Origin of the sequence: Amycolatopsis sp. lyj-112 (assembly GCF_046549055.1) — a bacterium.
In the GTDB taxonomy this organism is placed as follows: Bacteria; Actinomycetota; Actinomycetes; order Mycobacteriales; family Pseudonocardiaceae; genus Amycolatopsis.
Genome location: NZ_JAJPWS010000002.1, coordinates 214193 through 232380 on the forward strand (window position 1 = coordinate 214193; position 18188 = coordinate 232380).

Here is an 18188-nt window from a genome sequence, read left to right on the forward strand (position 1 = left end):
CTCTCACCAGCTCGTCAGCACCAGATGGTTCACCACCAGCGCCGTGGCCGCCTGCGCGGCGAGCCACCAGCGCCGTCCCGGCGACGGCAGCAGCGCCATGGCGGGCAGCGTCCAGACCGCGAACGGTAGCCAGATGCGCTCGACCTCCGCCTTCGACAGGCCGGACAGGTCGGCGAACGCGATCGTCAGCACCGCGGCGAGCACGATCAGGGTGACCGGGTCGCGGAACGACCGTTTCGGTTCGGCGAGGAACGCCGACCCCGTCCGTCGCGTTCCGGCGACCACGGCCGGGCCGATCGCGATCAGCACCGCCGCGATATCCGCCCATACCCAATAGGAGTACGGGCGCAGCGTGGCGATCCCCTGGTAGTAGCGCTCGACCACCAGGTGATACCCGTCGAGCCACCAGAACCCGGTCACCGCGAACGCCGCGACGACCGCCGCCACCCCGAGAAGCGCGAAAAGCAGGATCCGCCACTGCCGCGTCAGCACGACGACGGCCAGCGCGATCAGCCCCAGCAGCACGAGTCCGTAAGAGAGGAAGAGCCCGAAGCCGAGCAGCAGTCCGGCCGGGAGCGCGAGGATCCGCCGCCGCGTGGCGAGCGCCAGGAGCGCGATCCCGGTCGCCGTCACCCCGGCGAACAGGCCGTCCGCCGAGACCCCGATCCAGATCGCGCCCGGCGTCAGGACGGCGAACGGCAGGACCGTCCGGGCGGCGTCCTGCCTGCCCAGCGCGGAAAGTGTCACCGGGACGGCGACGACGACCAGGCAGCCGGCCAGGACGACGAACGTCGACGCCCAGGCACCGCCGCCCAGCCCGAGGCGATCGAGCCAGACGAACAGCAGCGTGGCGCCCGGCGGATGCCCGGAGACGTGCGTCGTCCACGAGTTCGGCTGGAAGTCCAGGATGCGCGAGGAGAACTCGCTCAGCATCCTGGGGATGTCGGTGATCCCCGGTACTTCATGCAGGTATTCGTGCTCCGTGGCGAGCCTGCCGGTGAAACCGCGGGCCCAGCCGTCGATCATCGCCAGTGAGAACGTCCACGCCAGCGCGGTCACGTAGCCGAGCGCGAGCAGCGGGCGCCAGCGCAGCCGCGCCGCGAGCACCGGTCCCCTGGTCACGACGAGGATCGCCACCACGACAGCGGCGATCGAGCCGGGTCCGACGTGCGCCAGCCACAGCCCGAACAGAGGCGGCGCGAAGGCGTAGATCACCACGCCGGAACCGGGCCGGTTGTAGTAGAGCCCGACGGCGATCGCCGCGGCGACCAGGGCCATCGCCAGCGCGACGGCGATCAGGTCGGCGCGGCGACCCGTCGGCGCGGGCGCGGTTTTCGGAGGCTCGGTGAGCCGGGCAGTGGTCATCACCGGCACCATAACCACGTTTCCGCTGTCCACCGGCGCCGGAAAGCGGTCCGTCAGAACTCGGTAAGACTTGCGATCACCCGGGTCGTCGCGAGCCCACCAGCAGCAGGCACAACACCGCCACCGCCGTGACGAGCCCGGCGACCAGCAGCATCGGGTCGAGCGACGGTTCGGAAGCCGCCGCCTGCTGGGTGACAGGAGGAGGCGCCGCGGTCTCGCTCGCAGGAGCCGGGGTGGAGGCCGTTGTGGCCGGGGGCGCACTGCTCGCCGGCTGCGAACTTGCCGTCGGACTCGCGACCGCTGATGTCGCAGGGCGCGCCGTGGTCTGTTTCGGCGGTGCGGGCGCCGACTGTTTCGCGGGCGTTTCCGCAGGAAGCACGGTGACCGACGCGCGCATGTCCGGATGCACCGTGCAGTAGTAGGAATACGTGCCCGGCTTGGTGAACGTGTGGCTCCAGCTCTGCCCGGCCGAAAGCTTCGGACTGCGGAACGCGGCAGGAGCACTCGTCGTGACGACGTCGTGGGGCGCCTGATCGTGCTGCATCCAGGTGACGGTGTCCCCGACCCGCACGGTCACCGTGGCGGGACCGTAGGCGTAGTTCTGCATCATCACCTGCTGTGTGGCTGCCTTCGCCGGCGGTGTCAGATAGATGGCTTGCAGGATCAGGAAAATCGCCGCCAGGGCGAGACCCGTGACTCGTTTCATCGGGCGAACTCGATGGCGATCTCGACGTGGACGCGGCGGACGAACCACCGCGCGCGCCGTGGCCGGGGCAGGATTCCCTTGGCCCAGAGGACGATCCGTTCTTCGTCGGCATGACGCAGGTCTCCGGCGAGCATGAGTCCGCGGCTCCCGATCCGTCCTTCGATCTGTATCCGCCTTTCGTCGAGGATGATTTCGTCGGCGGTGAACGTGAGCGCGCGCGTTTCGCTGCGCTTCAGGATCGAGTACTTCACCGGCCACGGATAGGTGCGCAGCGAGGGGACATCCACCTCGACGATGAGCCCCGGCTCCTCCGAGACGTCCAGATAGCCCGCGGTCGCGGCGAACCTGCCGCGTACCAAGGGAAAACGCAGGAACCTGATCGACGGTTCGAGGACACAGCGGTCCGGGCGCAGCGTGTAGCCGGCCTGGACCGGCGCGGGCAGGAGTTCGGTGTCGGACATCGCTCGTCTCCGTGCTGGGGAACGGGGATACTGGCGTGGGGCCCGGCCTGCCGGGCCCCACGACCTAGCAGCTCGCTTGGTTCAGCAACGGCGTGAGCACGGTTTCGAGCCACACCGTATGCGTCTTGATGTACTGGTCGAGGCTCAGCAGATCGGTCACCTGCTGGCCGAGTGAGGTCTCCAGATGCGCGGCCTTGACGTGCGCGATGATCGGCGCGAGCGTGTCGGCGACGACCTTGTCGGCCGACCCGTCCAGCACCGGCGCGAGAACGGTTTCCAGCCACACGGTATGCGTCTTGATGTACTGGTCGAGGTTGAGGATGTCCTGCACCTGCTGCCCCGGCGAGGTCTGCAGGTGCGCCGCCTTCACGTGGTCGACGATCGGCTGCAGCATTCCCTTGGGCACACACGATCCCCCGCCGGGAGTGGTCGGCGGCATCGTGTGCGACGGCGGCGGTGTGCTGCTGGTCGAGGTCGGCGGAGCGCTCGTCGGTGTGGTCGGAGTCGTCGGCGAAGTGCCGTCCACCTTGACCGAAGCCTTCATGTCCGGGTGCACCGAGCAGTAGTAGGAGTAATCCCCCGCCTTGGTGAAGGTGTGGCTGAAGGTCTGCCCCTGCTGCAACGTCGGCGACGTGAACTTCTCCGGGCCGTCGGTGATGACGACGTTATGCGGCGCGGTGTCGTGGTTGGTCCACGTCACCGTGTCGCCGACGGCGACGGAAAGGGTCGCGGGACTGTACTTGTAGCCCATGATTTCGACGGTCTTGGCGGCCGCCGGCGCCGCCGCCTGTTCCTGGGAAAGCCCTTGGTACAACGGAACCGCCAGCGGCCCCTGCTTCGACAGCGCGGCCAGGTCGACGTCGGCGGTCTGGCCGGTGTCCGCCTGCTGCCCGCCCCGCAGGGTGGCGAGGCTGAACAGCGCGATACCCAGGGCGAGGATCGCCACAGCCACCGGCCAGTTCCGCCGCGCGGGCACCACCGGCGGTGCCTCGGCAACGGGCTTCATGGGCTCTGGGTTATCCATAAAGGACACTCCTTTCATCGGGACGTTCACCGGCCGGGGCTGGCCGTGACGAGGAGGCTCGCCGCGAGGAGGACCACGATGACGAGCGCGGTCTCGGCGGCGACGGAATAGACGAAGGGGCGGACGGTGGCGGCGTCGCCGCGCAGGACGACGGCGAAGTCCAGCCGTCGCGCCACCCAGCTTTTACTGCCCTGCGCGATGATGAGGACGACAGCGAGGACGAGCAGCTTGATCACCAGCAGTTGTCCGTAGTCCGTTGTGGACAGTCGAGCCCAGCCGCCGACCGTCTGCCACGCCAGCACGACGCCCGCCGCGATCACCGCGAGCACGGAGACCATCGCCAGGCGGGAATAGCGCGGCACTACGGCGGCGAGTTCGCTCGGATCACGCCGGGACAGCACACCGAACAGCAGGACGGCGAGTCCGCCGATCCAGGCGCAGATCCCGGCCAGATGCACGAGATCCGCGACCTGGGTGAGCAACGGCCTGCTGCTCTCGACAGCGTGCCCGGTCAAGCCTGTGGTGCGCAGAAGACCCAAAGTCACCACGCCCGCGCCGACCCGCCAAGCAGCCGATTTCGCTGCGATCCTCCCGCGTTGCAACAGATCCGCGAGGACGACCCCGGCCAGCAGCCACAGCGACGCCTTCGCGAACCAGACGCGGCCGAACTGCGAGTCGAGCACCTGGCTGAGCAGATCCCAGTCGAAGAGGTCGGCGGCCGGACGTTGCGCCGCCCAGGCGCCCTGCAGACCGAGTCCCGCCACCGTGCCGACGAGACCGAGCAGCCAGCCGATGCCGACGACCTTGCGTGCCCGGCTCTGTTCGGCGCCGGACGGCCAGAGGAACGCGAAGAAGAACAGGCCGCCCGCGAACAGGGTCATGCCGAAGTAGTCCACACAGCGCGCGAGTACATACCAGGTCTTGACCATGGCTCACCGGACCGCCACGGGAAGGGGGACTGTTTCGAGGACTACCGTGCCATCGGTCGCGCGGCAGTACCCGAGAAGAGTCGCGCCGAGGCCGTCGGTGATCTCACTGATCAGCGGGAGCCCGGCGACGACGTCCAGAACCTGTTGCGCCACACCGGGTTGACACGCCGGAAGCTCGGCGTCGGGCGGCGGCAATGGCGGCGTGGTCGGCGGCGGATCCGGATCGGGGTGCGGAGGTGACGGCACGGGTTCCGGCGGCGGCACCGAAGGTGGGACCTCGATACCGCCGCCAGGCACGGGCGGAACCACCGGGGCGGGGATGTCGGTGACCGGAACCGCGGGCAGGGAAGGGATCGGGGCGGGCGCCGGTGGCTCCCCGCCCGGCAAGGGCGTGGTTCCGGACGGCGCGGGCTGGGCGAGCACCGGCGGGTTTTCCGCCGCCGTCCCGGGTTTCAGCCCGAGACCCGACGCGTACCCGACCACGATCACGACGGCGCCGGTGAGGCTCGCCGCGATCAGCTGATCCCGGCGCGGGGCGATACCTCGCAAGGCCACGAATGCGTCCTTCCATAAGGAAACGAGGGAATTGAGCGGAAAGGGGAAGGGCTCGATGGGCCAGAAGAAAACCAGGTGCCGCGTTACCCGGCATGATCGCCACATGAAGCCCAGGTAAAGGAACCCGGCCTCATGTCTCCGGACGGCGGTGAATTCCGCGTCCGAATGCCCGCCCGGCGCGGCCGTTCGGGTGACGATCGGCGGCAGCGTGTCCGTTTCGCGGGGTTCGTCGCGCGGGCCGGTGAGTTTTCGTTAACACGGTTGTTGCGCGATCCCCCTCCACCGCAACGCGTCCGGTCATTCCGTCACCGACCATGGGGCCCATTCCCGGCCATTCAAAAGACATCGTGAGGACGAACCATGTCGCTTATCCGGCCATCTCTGCAGGGGGCCTTCGTGGCCGCGCTCGTGCTGTTCACGACACTCGCCGGCGTCCAGCCCGCGATGGCGCACAGCGTGCTCGTCTCGAGCGATCCGGCGAAAGACTCCTCGATCGCCTCCGCGCCTTCCGTTGTCTCTTTGATGTTCAACGAGCCGCTCGATCACAGTTTCAGCGAATTGACCGTGCTCGGGCCGGACGGCTCGTCACAGTGGGAAGGCGGTGTGCCGGTGGTCGCCGGGGAGAAGTTGTCCGCGCCACTGCGCGCATTGGGAGCAGCGGGCGTCTACACGGTGAAGTACCGCGTGGTGTCCGCGGACGGCCATCCCGTGTCGGGTTCGGTCCCGTTCACGCTGACCATCGCCGGGGCCGGGAAGGCCGCCGCCGATCCGGTGGTGCGGACCGACACGATGGCCGCCCCTCCGGCGGCGGGCGACTCCATGCCGGTGTGGCCGTGGATCGCCGGGGCCGCCCTGGTCGCGATCGCCGGGGCGTTCGTGGCGAGGCGGATCGCGAAACCGTGAAGCCGGGCACCATAACCGGGTTCACGACGCCCGGCGGAGCGGGAGCGAGGTCCGTCACGACCTCGTAAGATCTTCGACGACGTCATGATTCGGTAAGCACGGCAAGGGTTCTCGTCCGTCCATCCCGGACTTAACGTGCTGTTCGTGAACGATGACCAGGTTGACGTCGTGCTTCCCTGCCTCGACGAGGCCGGTGCCCTGCCACAGGTACTGGCGGCCCTGCCCGAACGCTACCGCGCGATCGTGGTCGACAACGGTTCCCGCGACGGCTCCGCCGAGGTGGCGGCCGCGCTCGGGGCGAAGGTCGTCCACGAGCCCCGGCGCGGCTACGGCGCCGCGGTGCACACCGGGCTGGAGGCGGCGACGGCGGACGTCGTCTGTTTCGCCGACGCCGACGGCTCCCTCGACCTCGCCGAACTGCCGATACTGGTCGGCGGTCTCGCCGGGGCGGATCTGGCCGTCGGCCGCCGGGTGCCGACCGGGCCCGGCGTCTGGCCGTGGCACGCCCGCGCGGGCAACATGCTGGTCTCGGCGCTCTTGCGGCGGCAGGGTTCGCCGGTCCACGACATCGCGCCGCTGCGCGCGGTCCGGCGGCAGGCGCTGCTCGACCTCGGCGTCGCCGATCGCGCCTTCGGGTATCCGCTCGAACTGCTGATCAAGGCAGGGCGCGCCGGCTGGCGGATCGCCGAGTTCGACGTCCGCTACGGCGAACGCGCCAAGGGCACGAAGTCGAAGGTCTCCGGTTCGTTGCGCGGAACCCTCCGTGCCGCAAGGGATTTCGGGCGGGTGCTGAGCCGATGATCTTCTGCCTGCTGATCGTCGCCAAGGCGCCCGTGCCGGGTTTCGCGAAGACCCGGCTCTGCCCGCCCGCGACCCCGGACCAAGCCGCCGGGATCGCGGCCGCCTCACTGCTCGACACGCTCGACGCCGCCCTGCTGACCCCGGACGCGCAGGTCGTCGTCGCCTTCACCGGAGACCTCGACGCCGCCGTCCGATCCGAGGAAATCGCCGCGGCACTGGAAAAGACGGACGTGATCCCTCAGCGCGGCAACGGTTTCGACGTCCGCCTGGTGAACGTGCACGCCGACACCGCCGCTCGCCACCCGGATACACCGGTGCTGCAGATCGGGATGGACACCCCGCAGGTCACCCCGGAATCACTCGCCGCCGCGGCGAAAGCGCTGTACAGCGAGGATTCCGTGCTCGGGCTGGCGGAAGACGGTGGCTGGTGGGCTCTGGGTCTCGCAGATCCCCTGCACGCCAAGGCCCTCGCCGGTGTTCCGATGTCGTGCGCGAACACCGGACAGGAAACCCTGCGCGCACTGAAGGAAGTCGGGCTTCGACCCGGCGCGCTACCGACACTGTCCGATGTGGACACCATGGCCGACGCGCGCCGTGTCGCGGCAGGAGTACCGCGAAGCCGGTTCGCCCAAGCGGTCGCGGCCGTCCGGTGACCGCCTTCGATCCCGGCCTGCTCGGCCACCGCTGCTGGCTGGAACTCGCGACCGGCGAACGCGTCCATCTGCCGGTGGAACGCTGGACGGCCATTCCCTGCGACGGCGACGACGTCCTCCTCGACGCCTGCGCCGGGCCGACGCTCGACATCGGCTGCGGCCCCGGACGGCTGACCGCCGCTCTGACCGAACGCGGCGTCGCCTCGCTCGGCGTCGACATCTCGGCCACGGCCGTGCGGCTCACCCACGCACGCGGCGCCGTCGCGCTGCGGCGTGACGTCTTCGACAGCGTGCCGGGCGAAGGACGCTGGCGGCACCTCCTGCTCGCCGACGGGAACATCGGCATCGGCGGCGACCCGCTCCGTCTGCTGAAGCGCGCGTCCGAACTGCTCACCGGCGGCGGGACCGCGCTCGTCGAACTCGACCCGCCGGGCCGGGGTATCCGCCGTGACCGCGTGCGGTTGCGGCCCGACGACGGCGGTTCGTGGTTCACCTGGGCATGGGTCGGCGCCGAAGCCATCGCCGGACTCGCCGCCCAGAGCGCGTTCCGGGTCGCCTGGTCCACCCGCCGCGGCCACCGCTGGTTCGCCTGTCTGGAGAAACCATGAGGTTCCGCTCCGCCGCGCACAGCGAACAGGTGACGTCCCGGATCGGCCTCGCCCTGGCCGTCACGTTCACCCTGTGCTTCGTCACCGGATTGCTCAGCCATCTCATCCAGCACCCGCCGTCGTGGTTCGGCTGGCCGAGCCGTCCGGTCTCGCTGTACCGCGTCACGCAGGGCACGCACGTGATCTCCGGGATCGCGTCGATTCCGTTGCTGCTGGCCAAACTCTGGAGCGTCTACCCGAAGCTGTTCGAGCGCCCCGCCATCCGGTCGCTGCCGCACGCGCTCGAACGCCTGTCGATCCTGGTGCTTTCCGCGGCCGCGTTCTTCGAACTCGCCACCGGCCTGTTCAACATCGCGCAGAACTATCCGTGGACGTTCTACTTCCCGCAGGTGCACTACGCCGTCGCTTGGGTGGCGATCGGCTCGATCCTGGTGCATATCGCGGTGAAACTCCCGATCGTGCGCCGTGCGCTCACCAAGGAGCCCGAACCCTCACGTCGCGCCTTCCTCCGCACCACCTGGCTGGCCGCGGGAGTCGCCGTCGTCGCGACAGCGGGAGCGACGGTTCCGTTACTGCGCAACGTCTCCGGCCTCTCCTGGCGCAGCGGCAAAGGACCGCAAGGACTGCCGGTGAACCGGACGGCAGCGGCCGCCGGCGTCCTGGAGACCGCGCGGGATCCGAACTGGCGGCTCTCGGTGGTGACACCGAACGGCACGAAGACGTACTCGCTCGAAGAACTCCGTGCGCTGCCAAGGACGTCGGCCGAACTGCCGATCGCCTGCGTCGAAGGCTGGAGCGAGTCCGCGCGATGGAGCGGCGTCTCGCTGCCGGAGTTGTTGCGTGACGCCGGAAGCGCGCCGGGCACGCCCGTCCGCGTGTTCTCGCTGGAGAAGGCCGGACCTTATGGGATCAGCGAACTCCCGGGCACCCACACCTCGGACGAACTCACCCTGCTGGCGCTGGAACTCAACGGCGAGATCCTCGACGCCGACCACGGTTTCCCGTGCCGGATCATCGCGCCGAACCGGCCCGGTGTCCTGCAGACGAAATGGGTCACCCGCTTGGAGACACTGTGAAAACGTTGCGGCTGCTGCTCATTCTGCCCGGCCTCGGCGCGATCGCCTGGGGCGCGGTGCTGTTCGCCGAGTACGCCTTCCCACTGAGCCCGGACGTCTTCGGGACGCTCGGCTGGCTCGTGGGCGGACCGCTGGTGCACGACCTGCTGATCGCGCCGCTGGTCGGCGTCGCCGGGCTCGCGCTGAGCAGGTTCCTCCCGGAACGGTGGAAGACGCCGGTCAAGACGGGCGCGGTGCTCACCGGCGTGCTGACCCTGATCGCGGTCCCGTTGCTGTGGCGGCCGTTCGGCGGGGCCGCGAACCCGGGCCTGCACGACGCCGACACCGTCACCGGCCTGCTCGTGAGCCTCGCCGTCGTGTGGGCCGGTGTCTTGACCAGCGTGCTCCGCCGCAACGCCCGAGGGCAGGTCGGTCGAGAGGTGTCATGAAAGGGTCTTTCAAGACATTTTTCGTCCTGAAAGACCCTTTCATGACACTCCGGGGCACATCCGCCACCCCGCACAAAAAGGGGCCACGCGCGACCGGGATTGGCAGCCGGTCGCACGTGGCCTCTGGGTCCGGCCCGCTGGGGGTTCGAGCCGGGGTTTGGTCTCGGCCGCGCACTGCGGCCGAGCATCTGTGACCTGCGAGAAAGCAGGTTCTAGTTCGGCGTGACCGGCTGGCCGCCGAGGGTCACCTCGACCACCTTGTCACCGCTGAGGGTGAGCTTGACCTTGTCGTTCGGCGCACGGGTGCGGATCTCCGCGACGAGCGCGTCGGCGTTGGGGATCAGCCGGTCGTCCAGCTTCGTCACGACGTCACCGGACTTCAGGCCGGCCTTCTCAGCCGGGCTGCCCGCGGTGATCTCGCCGAGCTGCGCCCCACCGGTCTGCGGGGTCGCGACGCGGGCGCCGATGAAGGTCTGCGTCGCCTGGCCGGTCTTGATGATGTCGTCGGCCGTGCGGCGCGCCTGGTCGATCGGGATCGCGAAGCCGATGCCGACGTTGCCGCCGCTCTCTCCCTGGCCGCCCTGGCTGGACTTCGGGCTGTAGATCGCCGAGTTGATGCCGATGACCTGGCCCGCCATGTTCGCGAGCGGGCCGCCGGAGTTACCCGGGTTGATCGCCGCGTCGGTCTGCACCGCCGACATCACCGTGGTCTGGTCGCCGCTGCCGCCGCCGGCGCTCACCGGCCGGTTCAGCGAGCTGACGATGCCCGAGGTGACGGTGCCCGCCAGCTCGAACGGCGAACCGATGGCGACCACCGGCTGCCCGACCCGCAGGTCGTCGGAGCGGCCCAGTTCGACCGGGGTCAGGCCGCTGACGCCGCTGACCTTCACCACGGCGATATCCGTCGTGGGGTCGCGGCCGACGACGGTCGCCGTGCCCTTCTTGCCGTCCTGGAACACCGCCTGGATCTGCCCGCCGTTGGCGGCGACCTCGACGACGTGGTTGTTGGTGAGCACGTAGCCGTCGGCGCTGAGCACGAAACCGGAGCCCTCGCCGGCCCCCGCGCTCCCGGACACCTGCAGCTCGACGACGCTCGGGGAAAGCTTCTGCGCCACCGCTTCGACCGAGCCGGCGGGCGCGTTGCCCGTCTGCTGGGCCGGCCTCGGCGCGTCGAGCGCGCTCACCGAGCTGCCGCCGGCGTCCGAGGTCAGGAAGCCGACCGTGCCACCGGCGACACCGCCGACGACCAGCGCGATCGCCGCGACACCGGCGAGTACCTTGCCGGAGCCGGACTTGCCGGACGCCTGACGCTGCTGCGGCACCGCGTAGACACCCGGACCCGGGTGGGTCTGCGTCTGCTGCACATAGGGCGCCTGATGGGTCCCCGTCGGATGCGGCTGGGCGTACTGGCCCTGCGTCTGGGGGTGCTCCGGCACCGGCGGTACCTGCTGAGGCTGTGCCTGCTGAGGCTGTGAGGCCGGGGCCTGCTGGGCCTGCGGTGACCACGGGTTGTACTGCTGTTCCGGGGTGTAGGCCTGTCCACCATGAGGGGTGGCCTGGCCGCCGAGGCCGGTCGCGTCGGGCTGCTGCGGGGCCGGCTGTGCGGCCCAGCTTCCCTGCGCGCTCTGGTCCGCGTCCGGCTGAGCGCCGGCGGGCCGGGCCTGCTCGGCGTTGTGGCCGCTGGAGTCGTTCTCGGTCATGTCTCTACCTTGCGGGATGGTCCTGAGAAGTTCCTGAGCCAAAGCTGTGCATCCTTGATGAGTATGACCTCTTCAGGGGGTCGCGCGCAGCCTGTCCGCGATCTGTTCCGGGGTCGCGTCGTTGATCCACACGGCCATCCCGGACTCCGAACCCGCCAGATACTTGAGCTTGTCCTTGGACCGCAGCACCGAGAACACCTCCAGGTACAGCCAGCCCAGCTCGCGATCCCGTTTCGCGGGCGCCTGGTTCCAGGCCGCGATGTAGGGCAGCGGGCGGTCGTAGAGCCCGTCGCAGCGGCGGAGGACTTCGAGGTAGACGTCGGAGAACTCGTCACGCTCGGCGTCGGTGAGCGCGGGGATGTCGGGCACCTGGCGATGCGGCACGATCTGGACCTGCACCGGCCAGCGCGCGGCGGGCGGCACGAACGCCGTCCAGTGCTCGCCGGAGACCACGACCCGGGCGCCGGATTCCCGCTCGGCGGCCAGGACGTCGCCCATCACCGGGCGGCCGTGCTCGGCCTCGTACGCGCGGGCGACTTCGAGCATCCGCTCGGTCTTCGGCGTGACGAACGGGTAGCCGTAGATCTGGCCGTGCGGGTGGTTCAGCGTCACGCCGATCTCTTCACCGCGGTTCTCGAACGGGAAGACCTGCTCGACACCGTCCATTGCGGACAGTTCGGCGGTGCGGTCGGCCCACGCGTCGACGACGGCACGAACCTGTTTGGCGGTCAGGTCGGCGAAGGAACCGTCGTGGTCGCTGGTGAAGCAGACGACCTCGCAGCGGCCGACGCCCGGCGCCACCGGCACCAGCCCGGCTCCATCCACTGTGGACGATTCGCCGACGACATTGCGGGCGAAGGAGGGAAACCGGTTCTCGAAGACGACGACGTCGTAGTCCGGCTCCGGGATCTCGCTGGGCTTTCCGGGTTTCGTCGGGCACAGCGGGCACAGGTCGGCGGGCGGTTTGTAGGTCCGCGTCTGCCGGTGCGCGGCCATCGCCACCCATTCGCCGGTGAGCGGGTCGCGCCGGATCTCCGACGCGGCCGCCACCCGCGGCAGGTCGCGAGTGTCCTCGGCGGTGCGTTCGGGTGAGCCGGACCGGTCGAAATAGACGATCTCCCGGCCGTCGGCCAGGTGCCTTACCGTGCGCTTCACGCTTCTTCAGCCTCAGCCGTCTCCGCCGTTTCGGCGATCATCAGCTCACCCGATTGTTCGGTGAGCGTTTCCCTTGCGTGGTCGGACAATCCGTCGTCCGAGACGACGACGTCGGCCTCGTCGAGAGCCGCGATGGTGGAGATGCCGACGACACCCCACTTGGTGTGGTCGGCCAGCACGACCAGTTTGCGGCCGGCTTCGACGAGGGCGCGGTCGGTCTCGGATTCGGTGAGGTTCGGCGTGGTGAAACCAGGGCCGTCGGCCATCCCGTGCACGCCGAGGAAGACGACGTCCAGGTGCAGGGAACGCAGGCTCTGCACGGCGACCGGGCCGACGAGCGCGTCCGACGGGGTACGGACGCCGCCGGTGAGCACGACCGTGCGATCGGGCTGGTTCGCGCCGCGCAGGACGTCGGCGACCTGGATCGAGTTGGTGACGATCGTCAGGCCGGGGATCTCGTCGAGCGCCCTGGCGAGTGTCCAAGTGGTGGTACCGGCGGAAATGCCGATCGCGGTGCCCGGGCGGACCAAACCGGCCGCGACGGCGGCGATGGCGTCCTTCTGCGCGCGCTGGCGGACGGATTTCGCCTCGAAACCGGGCTCATCGGTGCTCTTGCCGACGATGGAGGTGGCGCCGCCGTAGACCTTTTCGACCAGCCCCCGGCCGGCGAGCACGTCGAGGTCGCGGCGCACCGTCATGTCGGAGACGCCGAGCCTCGTGACGAGGTCGCTGACCCGGACCGCTCCGGTCCGGCGCGCCTCTTCGAGGATCACCGCCTGTCGTTGCCGCGCGAGCACGTGCCCTCCCTGGATCAACTACACAAAATCCTACACGATCAAACATGGCGCGACGACCTGCGCGGCCTGCCAGCATGAGGCGATGGCCCGGCTTCGCGACATCGTGTTCGACTGCCACCACCCGGCTTCGCTCGCCCGCTTCTGGGCGGCCGCCCTCGATGGCTACGAGGTCGCACCCTACGACGAGGAAGAGCTTGAGCGCCTTCGAAACCTCGGCTTCTCCGGCCCCGAAGACGATCCGTCGGTGCTCGTGGAAGCCGGATCGGGACCGCGGCTGTTCTTCAACCTCGTCCCCGAGGGCAAGGTCGCGAAGAACCGCGTCCACCTGGATCTGACCGGTGACGACGTCGAACGCCTCGTCGGGCTGGGCGCCAAGGTGCTCGCGTGTCCCGAGGACGGGCTCGTCGTTCTAGCCGACCCTGAGGGCAACGAGTTCTGTCTCGTTACTCGGCAGGTGTCTCTTCGGCCTGCTTGACGCCGTCGATCGGGACGCCGCGGAAACTGAGCACGAACAGCGAAACCGCGCCGAAGAACAGCGCGATGTCGGCGACGTTCCCGACGAACCAGCCGTTGTAGTCGATGAAGTCGACGACGTGGCCGCGCGCGAACCCCGGGTCGCGGAACAGCCTGTCCCCCAGGTGCGTCGTCGCGCCACCGAGCAGGAGCCCGAGCGAGATCGCCCAGCCCGCGGACCGGACCTTGCGCGAGATCCACAGCAGCGCGACCACCGCGACCGCGGCCAGGATCGCGAAGATCCAGGTCGAACCGGCGCCGAGGGAGAACGCCGCGCCCGGGTTGTAGAGCAGCCGGAAGCGGAGGAAATCGCCGATCACCGGGATCGGCGCCCGGTCGGTCAGGGCGTCGACCGCCCACCATTTGGTCAGCTGGTCGGCGGCCAGCAGCACCGCGGCCACCAGCAGCGTCCACAGCAGACGACGGGGTGGCAGCTCAGGCGCGTTCTCAGTGCTCATCACTCGTTAGAGTACGGGCGACGCCGAGCGCGTTGAGCGCGGCGGGGATTGTCGTGGTCGCCCATCAGGCAGGCGCTCCCGGCAGCCGCAGGGTCATCAGCGCGCCGCCTTCGGGAGCCCGCCCCGCGTAGACGTCGCCGCCGTGCCGCTGGGCCGCGTGCTGGACGATGGCCAGGCCGAGACCCGAACCGGGCAGCGTCCGCGCCTCCGAAGAGCGGTAGAAGCGGTCGAACACCTTCGGCAGATCCTCGTCGGCGATCCCCGGCCCCGCGTCGGCGACCTCGATCACCGCGGTGCCGTCGCCGACCGGGTACAGCCGGACCCCGACCGTCGACCCCACGGGCGAGAACTTCACCGCGTTGTCCAGCAGGTTCAACACCGCGCGCTCCAAAGCGCTGGTGTCGCCGGTCAGCACCCACGGCTGGATCGAGACGTCGAACTCGATCTCGCCCGCCCGGCGCCGGGCCCGGTCGAGCGCGCGCTCGACGACTTCGGCCATGTCGACCCGCTCGTACTCGACCCGCGGCTCGTCCTGGCGCGCGAGTTCGACGAGGTCGCCGATCAGCTGGGTCAGCTCGTCGAGCTGGCCGCGGATGTCGGCCTCGATGTCGTCGCGGTCCTCCTCGGACAGCGCGCGGGCGCCCGGCCTGCTCGCGGAAAGGAGCAGCTCGAGGTTCGTGCGCAGCGACGTCAGCGGGGTCCGGAGTTCGTGGCCGGCGTCGGCGACGAGCTGCCGTTGCCGTTCCTGCGAGTCGGCGACCGTGCCGAGCATGGTGTTGAAGCTCTGGGTGAGCCGGGCGAGCTCGTCGTCGCCGCTGACCGGGATCGGCCGCAGATCGCCGGTCGTGGCGACGCGTGCCGCCGCCGACGTCAGCCTGTCGACCGGCCGCAGACCCGTTCGGGCCACGGCCGTTCCCGCCGCCGCGGCGACCAGGATCCCGGCGCCGCCGATCAGGAACAGGACCACGGAAAGCTCGTTCAGGGTGCGTTTGGTCGGGCCGAGCGACTGGGCGAGCACCATCGCCTGGCCGGATCCCGAGGGCAGCGCGACGACCCGGCTGTCGGTTTTCGGGTCGGTGCGCAAGGAGATCGGCGAGTCCCCGGAGGCGACCGCGATCTCACGCTCGTCGTACGGCGGGCGCGAACCGGACTGCGGATAGGTCAGCCGGATCTTGTCGCCGATCGTCAGCTGGCCGATCTGCAGGTCCGCGCTGGCCAGGAAGGCGCCGGGGACCTGCTGGAGTTCGGTCTGCACCAGGGGTGAGTCGACCGCGGCCTGCGCCCGCGCGATCAGGTTGTCGTCGACCTGCTGGTAGAGGTTGTCGCGCACCACGAGGTACGCGCCCAGGGACACCAGCGCCACCGCGCCGGCCACCGAAGCCGCCGCGAGAAGCGTGACCCGGCCGCGGAGCGAGAAGCGCCGCGTGCCCCAGCGGTCGCCACGCGGGTCCTTTTCGGACACTTCGACGGCCGGGACGGTGTCGGTCACGGCGGGGTTTCCCGCAGGACGTAGCCCACTCCCCGGACCGTGTGGATCAGCCTCGGCTCGCTCCCCGCCTCGGTCTTTCGGCGCAAGTAGCCGACGTAGACCTCCAGCGCGTTGCCCGACGTCGGGAAGTCGTATCCCCATACTTCCTCCAGGATGCGGCTGCGAGTCAGAACGTGCTTCGGGTAGGACAGGAACAGCTCCAGCAGCGCGAACTCGGTTCTGGTGAGGCTGATTTCGCGATCGGCGCGGCGGACCTCGCGCGTACCCGGGTCGAGGGTGAGGTCGGCGAACGAGAGGATCTCGGCGTTCTGTCCCGACTGCGGATCCGGGATCGCCCGGCGCAGAAGCGCGCGAAGGCGAGCGAGGAGTTCTTCGAGCGCGAAAGGCTTCGGAAGGTAGTCGTCGGCTCCGGCGTCGAGGCCCGAGACGCGGTCGGAAACGGTGTCCCGGGCGGTCAGCACGAGAATCGGCAGGTCGTCGCCGGTGCTGCGCAGCCGTCGAGCGACCTCCAGGCCGTCGAGCCGCGGCATCATCACGTCGAGCACCATCGCGTCCGGCCGGTTCGCGATGATCGCTTCGAGGGCCTGCGCACCGTCTCCGGCCATCTCCACCTGGTAGCCGTTGAACTCAAGGGATCGCCTGAGTGATTCACGGACGGCCCTGTCGTCGTCCACTACGAGGATGCGCATGGCGACAGTCTTACGCAGCGTGCTGAGACTCGCCTAAGAACACACACAGAACAAACAAAGAGAATTCAGCAGTCCACAAGGCGATTCAGCCGGTTTCCGGGGCTTTTGCAACAGGTGCATTCCATCTACGCCACAAAGCGAGCATGCGGACCGCGACCACGACGGCAGCTGCTACGACCGTCACCGGTCCCGGCGGAAGTCGCAGAGCGTGACCGATGACGACCAGCGCGGCCCCCGCGAGGGCGGCGACCGCGTAGATCTCCTTCCGCAGCACGAGAGGGATTTCCCGCAGGAGCAGATCACGCACAGCGCCGCCGCCGATACCCGTCGTCATCCCGATCAGGCACGCCGCGTAGGGAGTGGCGCCCGCGTTGAGCGCGATCGTCGTCCCGGCCGTCGCGAAGACGCCGAGCCCGAGCGCGTCGGCCAGGAGAACGCCGCGGCGCAGCTTCGCGATCTGCGGATGGAAGACGAAGACGGCCAGCGCCGTCCCGCCGCAGACCGCGAGGTACGGCCAGGTCCGCAACGTCGTCGGCGGGGTGATCCCCAGGAGGACGTCACGGATGATCCCGCCGCCGAGCGCGGTGGTCAGCCCGACGACGATCACCCCGAAGACGTCCAACCTGGACCGCACCGCCGCGAGCGCTCCCGACGCGGCGAACGCGATCAAGCCGAGGAACTCGAGCGCGGTGAGGACCATTACTGGTCGAGCAGGCCACCGCGGTAGGCCAGCAGCGCGGCCTGCACCCGGTTCGCCGCGCCGATCTTGGACAGGACGGCCGAGACGTAGCCCTTGACGGTGGCCTCGGACAGGTGAAGACGCCCGCCGATCTCCGCATTGGACAGTCCCTGCCCGATCAGGCCGACGACCTCACGCTCCCGTTCGGACAGCGAAGCGAGCAGCTTGCGCGCCGGCTGCGCGGCCCGCTGTTCGTCCCGATGCGACTGGACCATGCGCGCCGCGACCCCCGGGTCCAGCACCGCGCCACCCCTCGAGAGGTCGCGGACAGCACGCAGCAACGCGGCCGGGTCGATGTCCTTCAGGAGAAACCCATTGGCCCCGAGCCGAAGCGCGAGGCTGACGTACTCGTCGATGTCGAACGTGGTCAGCATGGCCACGGACGGCGGATCCGGCAGCGCGAGGATCGCCCGCAGCGCGCGAATACCGTCGTCAGGGGCTCGCATCTTGATGTCGAGCAAGGCGACGTCAGGGTGGTACCGCCGGGCGACCTCGACCGCTGATCTCCCGTCGCTCGCCTCGCCCACGATTTCGATGTCGGCGGCGCCGGACATCATGGCGCGCAGGCCCGAACGGACCAGTTCCTCGTCGTCGGCGAACATGAGCTTGATCAACGAAGCCCTCCGGCAGCCGGGGGAGCGTGGGTACCGCGTCCCGTTAACGAAGATTACCTACTGTTGTTCAGGGTTTCGAAACCAGACACGTACGAGTGACCCGCGCGGGTCATCTGTGTCGATCTAGGCTTCGATTCAGTCCCCGATCTGCTGGGGTGAGTGTGCGTGCTCGCGAGCGGATCCGCAGGTCGAGTGGCACAGAACAGCCAGTGACAGCGATTTCGTCCCTCTTCGGCGGCGTAGCGGCCCGGGCCCTCCACACAACCGCCGTCCGGGCGACCGTCCGATGCCGACCTCCTCGCCCGCCCGGGCGTGGTCACCCGGTAAGCTGCGGCTGGGCAGTACAAGCCCTCGTAGCTCAGGGGATAGAGCACCGCTCTCCTAAAGCGGGTGTCGCAGGTTCGAATCCTGCCGGGGGCACACAAATCCGAGCGCACACATGAAAAAGGGCTGCCCGGTGACACCGGACAGCCCTCAAAATCCGTGAGGGCCACCTTCAGGGACTCTGAGTCCCTCAAGGTGGCC

Annotated in this window: 21 protein-coding genes and 1 tRNA gene; 8 read left to right on the plus strand and 14 right to left on the minus strand. The window is 69.4% G+C overall.

From position 1 onward, the window contains the following. Nucleotides 1-3: 3 nt before the first annotated feature. The 6 genes from ACLJRL_RS07795 to ACLJRL_RS07820 form a co-directional block, all read right to left on the minus strand. Nucleotides 4-1377, minus strand: a complete 1374-nt coding sequence (locus ACLJRL_RS07795; RefSeq protein ID WP_410655388.1) for a hypothetical protein — start codon at nt 1375-1377, stop codon at nt 4-6. 64 nt (nt 1378-1441) lie between these two features. After that, nucleotides 1442-2071: a plastocyanin/azurin family copper-binding protein gene (locus tag ACLJRL_RS07800; RefSeq protein ID WP_410655389.1), complete on the minus strand. Its 630-nt coding sequence runs from the start codon at nt 2069-2071 to the stop codon at nt 1442-1444. Beyond that, the gene (locus ACLJRL_RS07805; protein WP_410655390.1) at nt 2068-2532 is read right to left on the minus strand and encodes a hypothetical protein; all 465 of its coding nucleotides are present in this window, start codon (nt 2530-2532) and stop codon (nt 2068-2070) included. Before ACLJRL_RS07805 ends, ACLJRL_RS07800 begins: the two co-directional genes overlap by 4 nt. Before the next feature lie 64 nt (nt 2533-2596). Continuing rightward, on the minus strand, nt 2597-3556 hold the full coding sequence (locus ACLJRL_RS07810) for a plastocyanin/azurin family copper-binding protein (protein ID WP_410655391.1): 960 nt from the start codon (nt 3554-3556) through the stop codon (nt 2597-2599). A gap of 26 nt (nt 3557-3582) precedes the next feature. Continuing rightward, complete coding sequence (locus ACLJRL_RS07815) at nt 3583-4485, minus strand: copper resistance D family protein (RefSeq protein ID WP_410655392.1); 903 nt, start codon at nt 4483-4485, stop codon at nt 3583-3585. A gap of 3 nt (nt 4486-4488) precedes the next feature. Then, nucleotides 4489-5040, minus strand: coding sequence for a hypothetical protein (locus tag ACLJRL_RS07820; protein ID WP_410655393.1), 552 nt, complete (start codon nt 5038-5040; stop codon nt 4489-4491). A 396-nt stretch (nt 5041-5436) separates the two neighbouring features. On the opposite strand from ACLJRL_RS07820, the gene ACLJRL_RS07825 reads away from it, so the two are divergent. The 6 genes from ACLJRL_RS07825 (at nt 5437) to ACLJRL_RS07850 (ending at nt 9509) form a co-directional block, all read left to right on the plus strand. Beyond that, nucleotides 5437-5943, plus strand: coding sequence for a copper resistance protein CopC (locus ACLJRL_RS07825; RefSeq protein WP_410655394.1), 507 nt, complete (start codon nt 5437-5439; stop codon nt 5941-5943). Between the two features lie 144 nt (nt 5944-6087). Continuing rightward, nucleotides 6088-6744, plus strand: a complete 657-nt coding sequence (locus ACLJRL_RS07830; protein ID WP_410655395.1) for a glycosyltransferase family 2 protein — start codon at nt 6088-6090, stop codon at nt 6742-6744. Further along, nucleotides 6741-7397, plus strand: a complete 657-nt coding sequence (locus ACLJRL_RS07835) for a DUF2064 domain-containing protein (protein ID WP_410655396.1) — start codon at nt 6741-6743, stop codon at nt 7395-7397. Before ACLJRL_RS07830 ends, ACLJRL_RS07835 begins: the two co-directional genes overlap by 4 nt. Continuing rightward, a complete protein-coding gene (locus ACLJRL_RS07840; protein ID WP_410655397.1) occupies nt 7394-8005 on the plus strand; it encodes a methyltransferase domain-containing protein in 612 nt (203 codons plus the stop codon). Before ACLJRL_RS07835 ends, ACLJRL_RS07840 begins: the two co-directional genes overlap by 4 nt. Next, nucleotides 8002-9081, plus strand: a complete 1080-nt coding sequence (locus tag ACLJRL_RS07845; RefSeq protein WP_410655398.1) for a molybdopterin-dependent oxidoreductase — start codon at nt 8002-8004, stop codon at nt 9079-9081. The genes ACLJRL_RS07840 and ACLJRL_RS07845 overlap by 4 nt, the downstream gene beginning before the upstream one ends. Continuing rightward, on the plus strand, nt 9078-9509 hold the full coding sequence (locus ACLJRL_RS07850; protein ID WP_410655399.1) for a hypothetical protein: 432 nt from the start codon (nt 9078-9080) through the stop codon (nt 9507-9509). The genes ACLJRL_RS07845 and ACLJRL_RS07850 overlap by 4 nt, the downstream gene beginning before the upstream one ends. Before the next feature lie 212 nt (nt 9510-9721). On the opposite strand, the gene ACLJRL_RS07855 is transcribed toward ACLJRL_RS07850, so the two are convergent. The 3 genes from ACLJRL_RS07855 to ACLJRL_RS07865 form a co-directional block, all read right to left on the minus strand. Next, nucleotides 9722-11209: a S1C family serine protease gene (locus ACLJRL_RS07855; RefSeq protein ID WP_410655400.1), complete on the minus strand. Its 1488-nt coding sequence runs from the start codon at nt 11207-11209 to the stop codon at nt 9722-9724. Between the two features lie 72 nt (nt 11210-11281). Next, nucleotides 11282-12364: a galactose-1-phosphate uridylyltransferase gene (gene galT / locus ACLJRL_RS07860; RefSeq protein WP_410655401.1), complete on the minus strand. Its 1083-nt coding sequence runs from the start codon at nt 12362-12364 to the stop codon at nt 11282-11284. Further along, nucleotides 12361-13161: a DeoR/GlpR family DNA-binding transcription regulator gene (locus tag ACLJRL_RS07865; RefSeq protein WP_410656149.1), complete on the minus strand. Its 801-nt coding sequence runs from the start codon at nt 13159-13161 to the stop codon at nt 12361-12363. The genes galT and ACLJRL_RS07865 overlap by 4 nt, the downstream gene beginning before the upstream one ends. A gap of 82 nt (nt 13162-13243) precedes the next feature. On the opposite strand from ACLJRL_RS07865, the gene ACLJRL_RS07870 reads away from it, so the two are divergent. Further along, nucleotides 13244-13636, plus strand: coding sequence for a VOC family protein (locus ACLJRL_RS07870; RefSeq protein ID WP_410655402.1), 393 nt, complete (start codon nt 13244-13246; stop codon nt 13634-13636). Here the strand turns inward: ACLJRL_RS07870 and lspA are convergent. From lspA to ACLJRL_RS07895, 5 genes are all read right to left on the minus strand, one after another. Continuing rightward, entirely contained in the window at nt 13605-14132 is a 528-nt protein-coding gene (gene lspA, locus ACLJRL_RS07875; RefSeq protein WP_410655403.1) for a signal peptidase II, read from the minus strand. The genes ACLJRL_RS07870 and lspA overlap by 32 nt on opposite strands. Nucleotides 14133-14196: 64 nt before the next feature. Next, complete coding sequence (locus tag ACLJRL_RS07880) at nt 14197-15621, minus strand: ATP-binding protein (protein WP_410655404.1); 1425 nt, start codon at nt 15619-15621, stop codon at nt 14197-14199. Next, the gene (locus ACLJRL_RS07885) at nt 15618-16310 is read right to left on the minus strand and encodes a response regulator transcription factor (protein ID WP_410655405.1); all 693 of its coding nucleotides are present in this window, start codon (nt 16308-16310) and stop codon (nt 15618-15620) included. Before ACLJRL_RS07885 ends, ACLJRL_RS07880 begins: the two co-directional genes overlap by 4 nt. An 85-nt stretch (nt 16311-16395) precedes the next feature. Next, complete coding sequence (locus ACLJRL_RS07890) at nt 16396-17010, minus strand: trimeric intracellular cation channel family protein (RefSeq protein ID WP_410655406.1); 615 nt, start codon at nt 17008-17010, stop codon at nt 16396-16398. Continuing rightward, nucleotides 17010-17663: a response regulator gene (locus ACLJRL_RS07895; protein ID WP_410655407.1), complete on the minus strand. Its 654-nt coding sequence runs from the start codon at nt 17661-17663 to the stop codon at nt 17010-17012. Before ACLJRL_RS07895 ends, ACLJRL_RS07890 begins: the two co-directional genes overlap by 1 nt. Nucleotides 17664-18010: 347 nt before the next feature. Between ACLJRL_RS07895 and ACLJRL_RS07900 the strand changes: the two genes are divergently transcribed. After that, nucleotides 18011-18083, plus strand: a tRNA-Arg gene (locus tag ACLJRL_RS07900). The last annotated feature ends 105 nt before the right edge of the window (nt 18084-18188 follow it).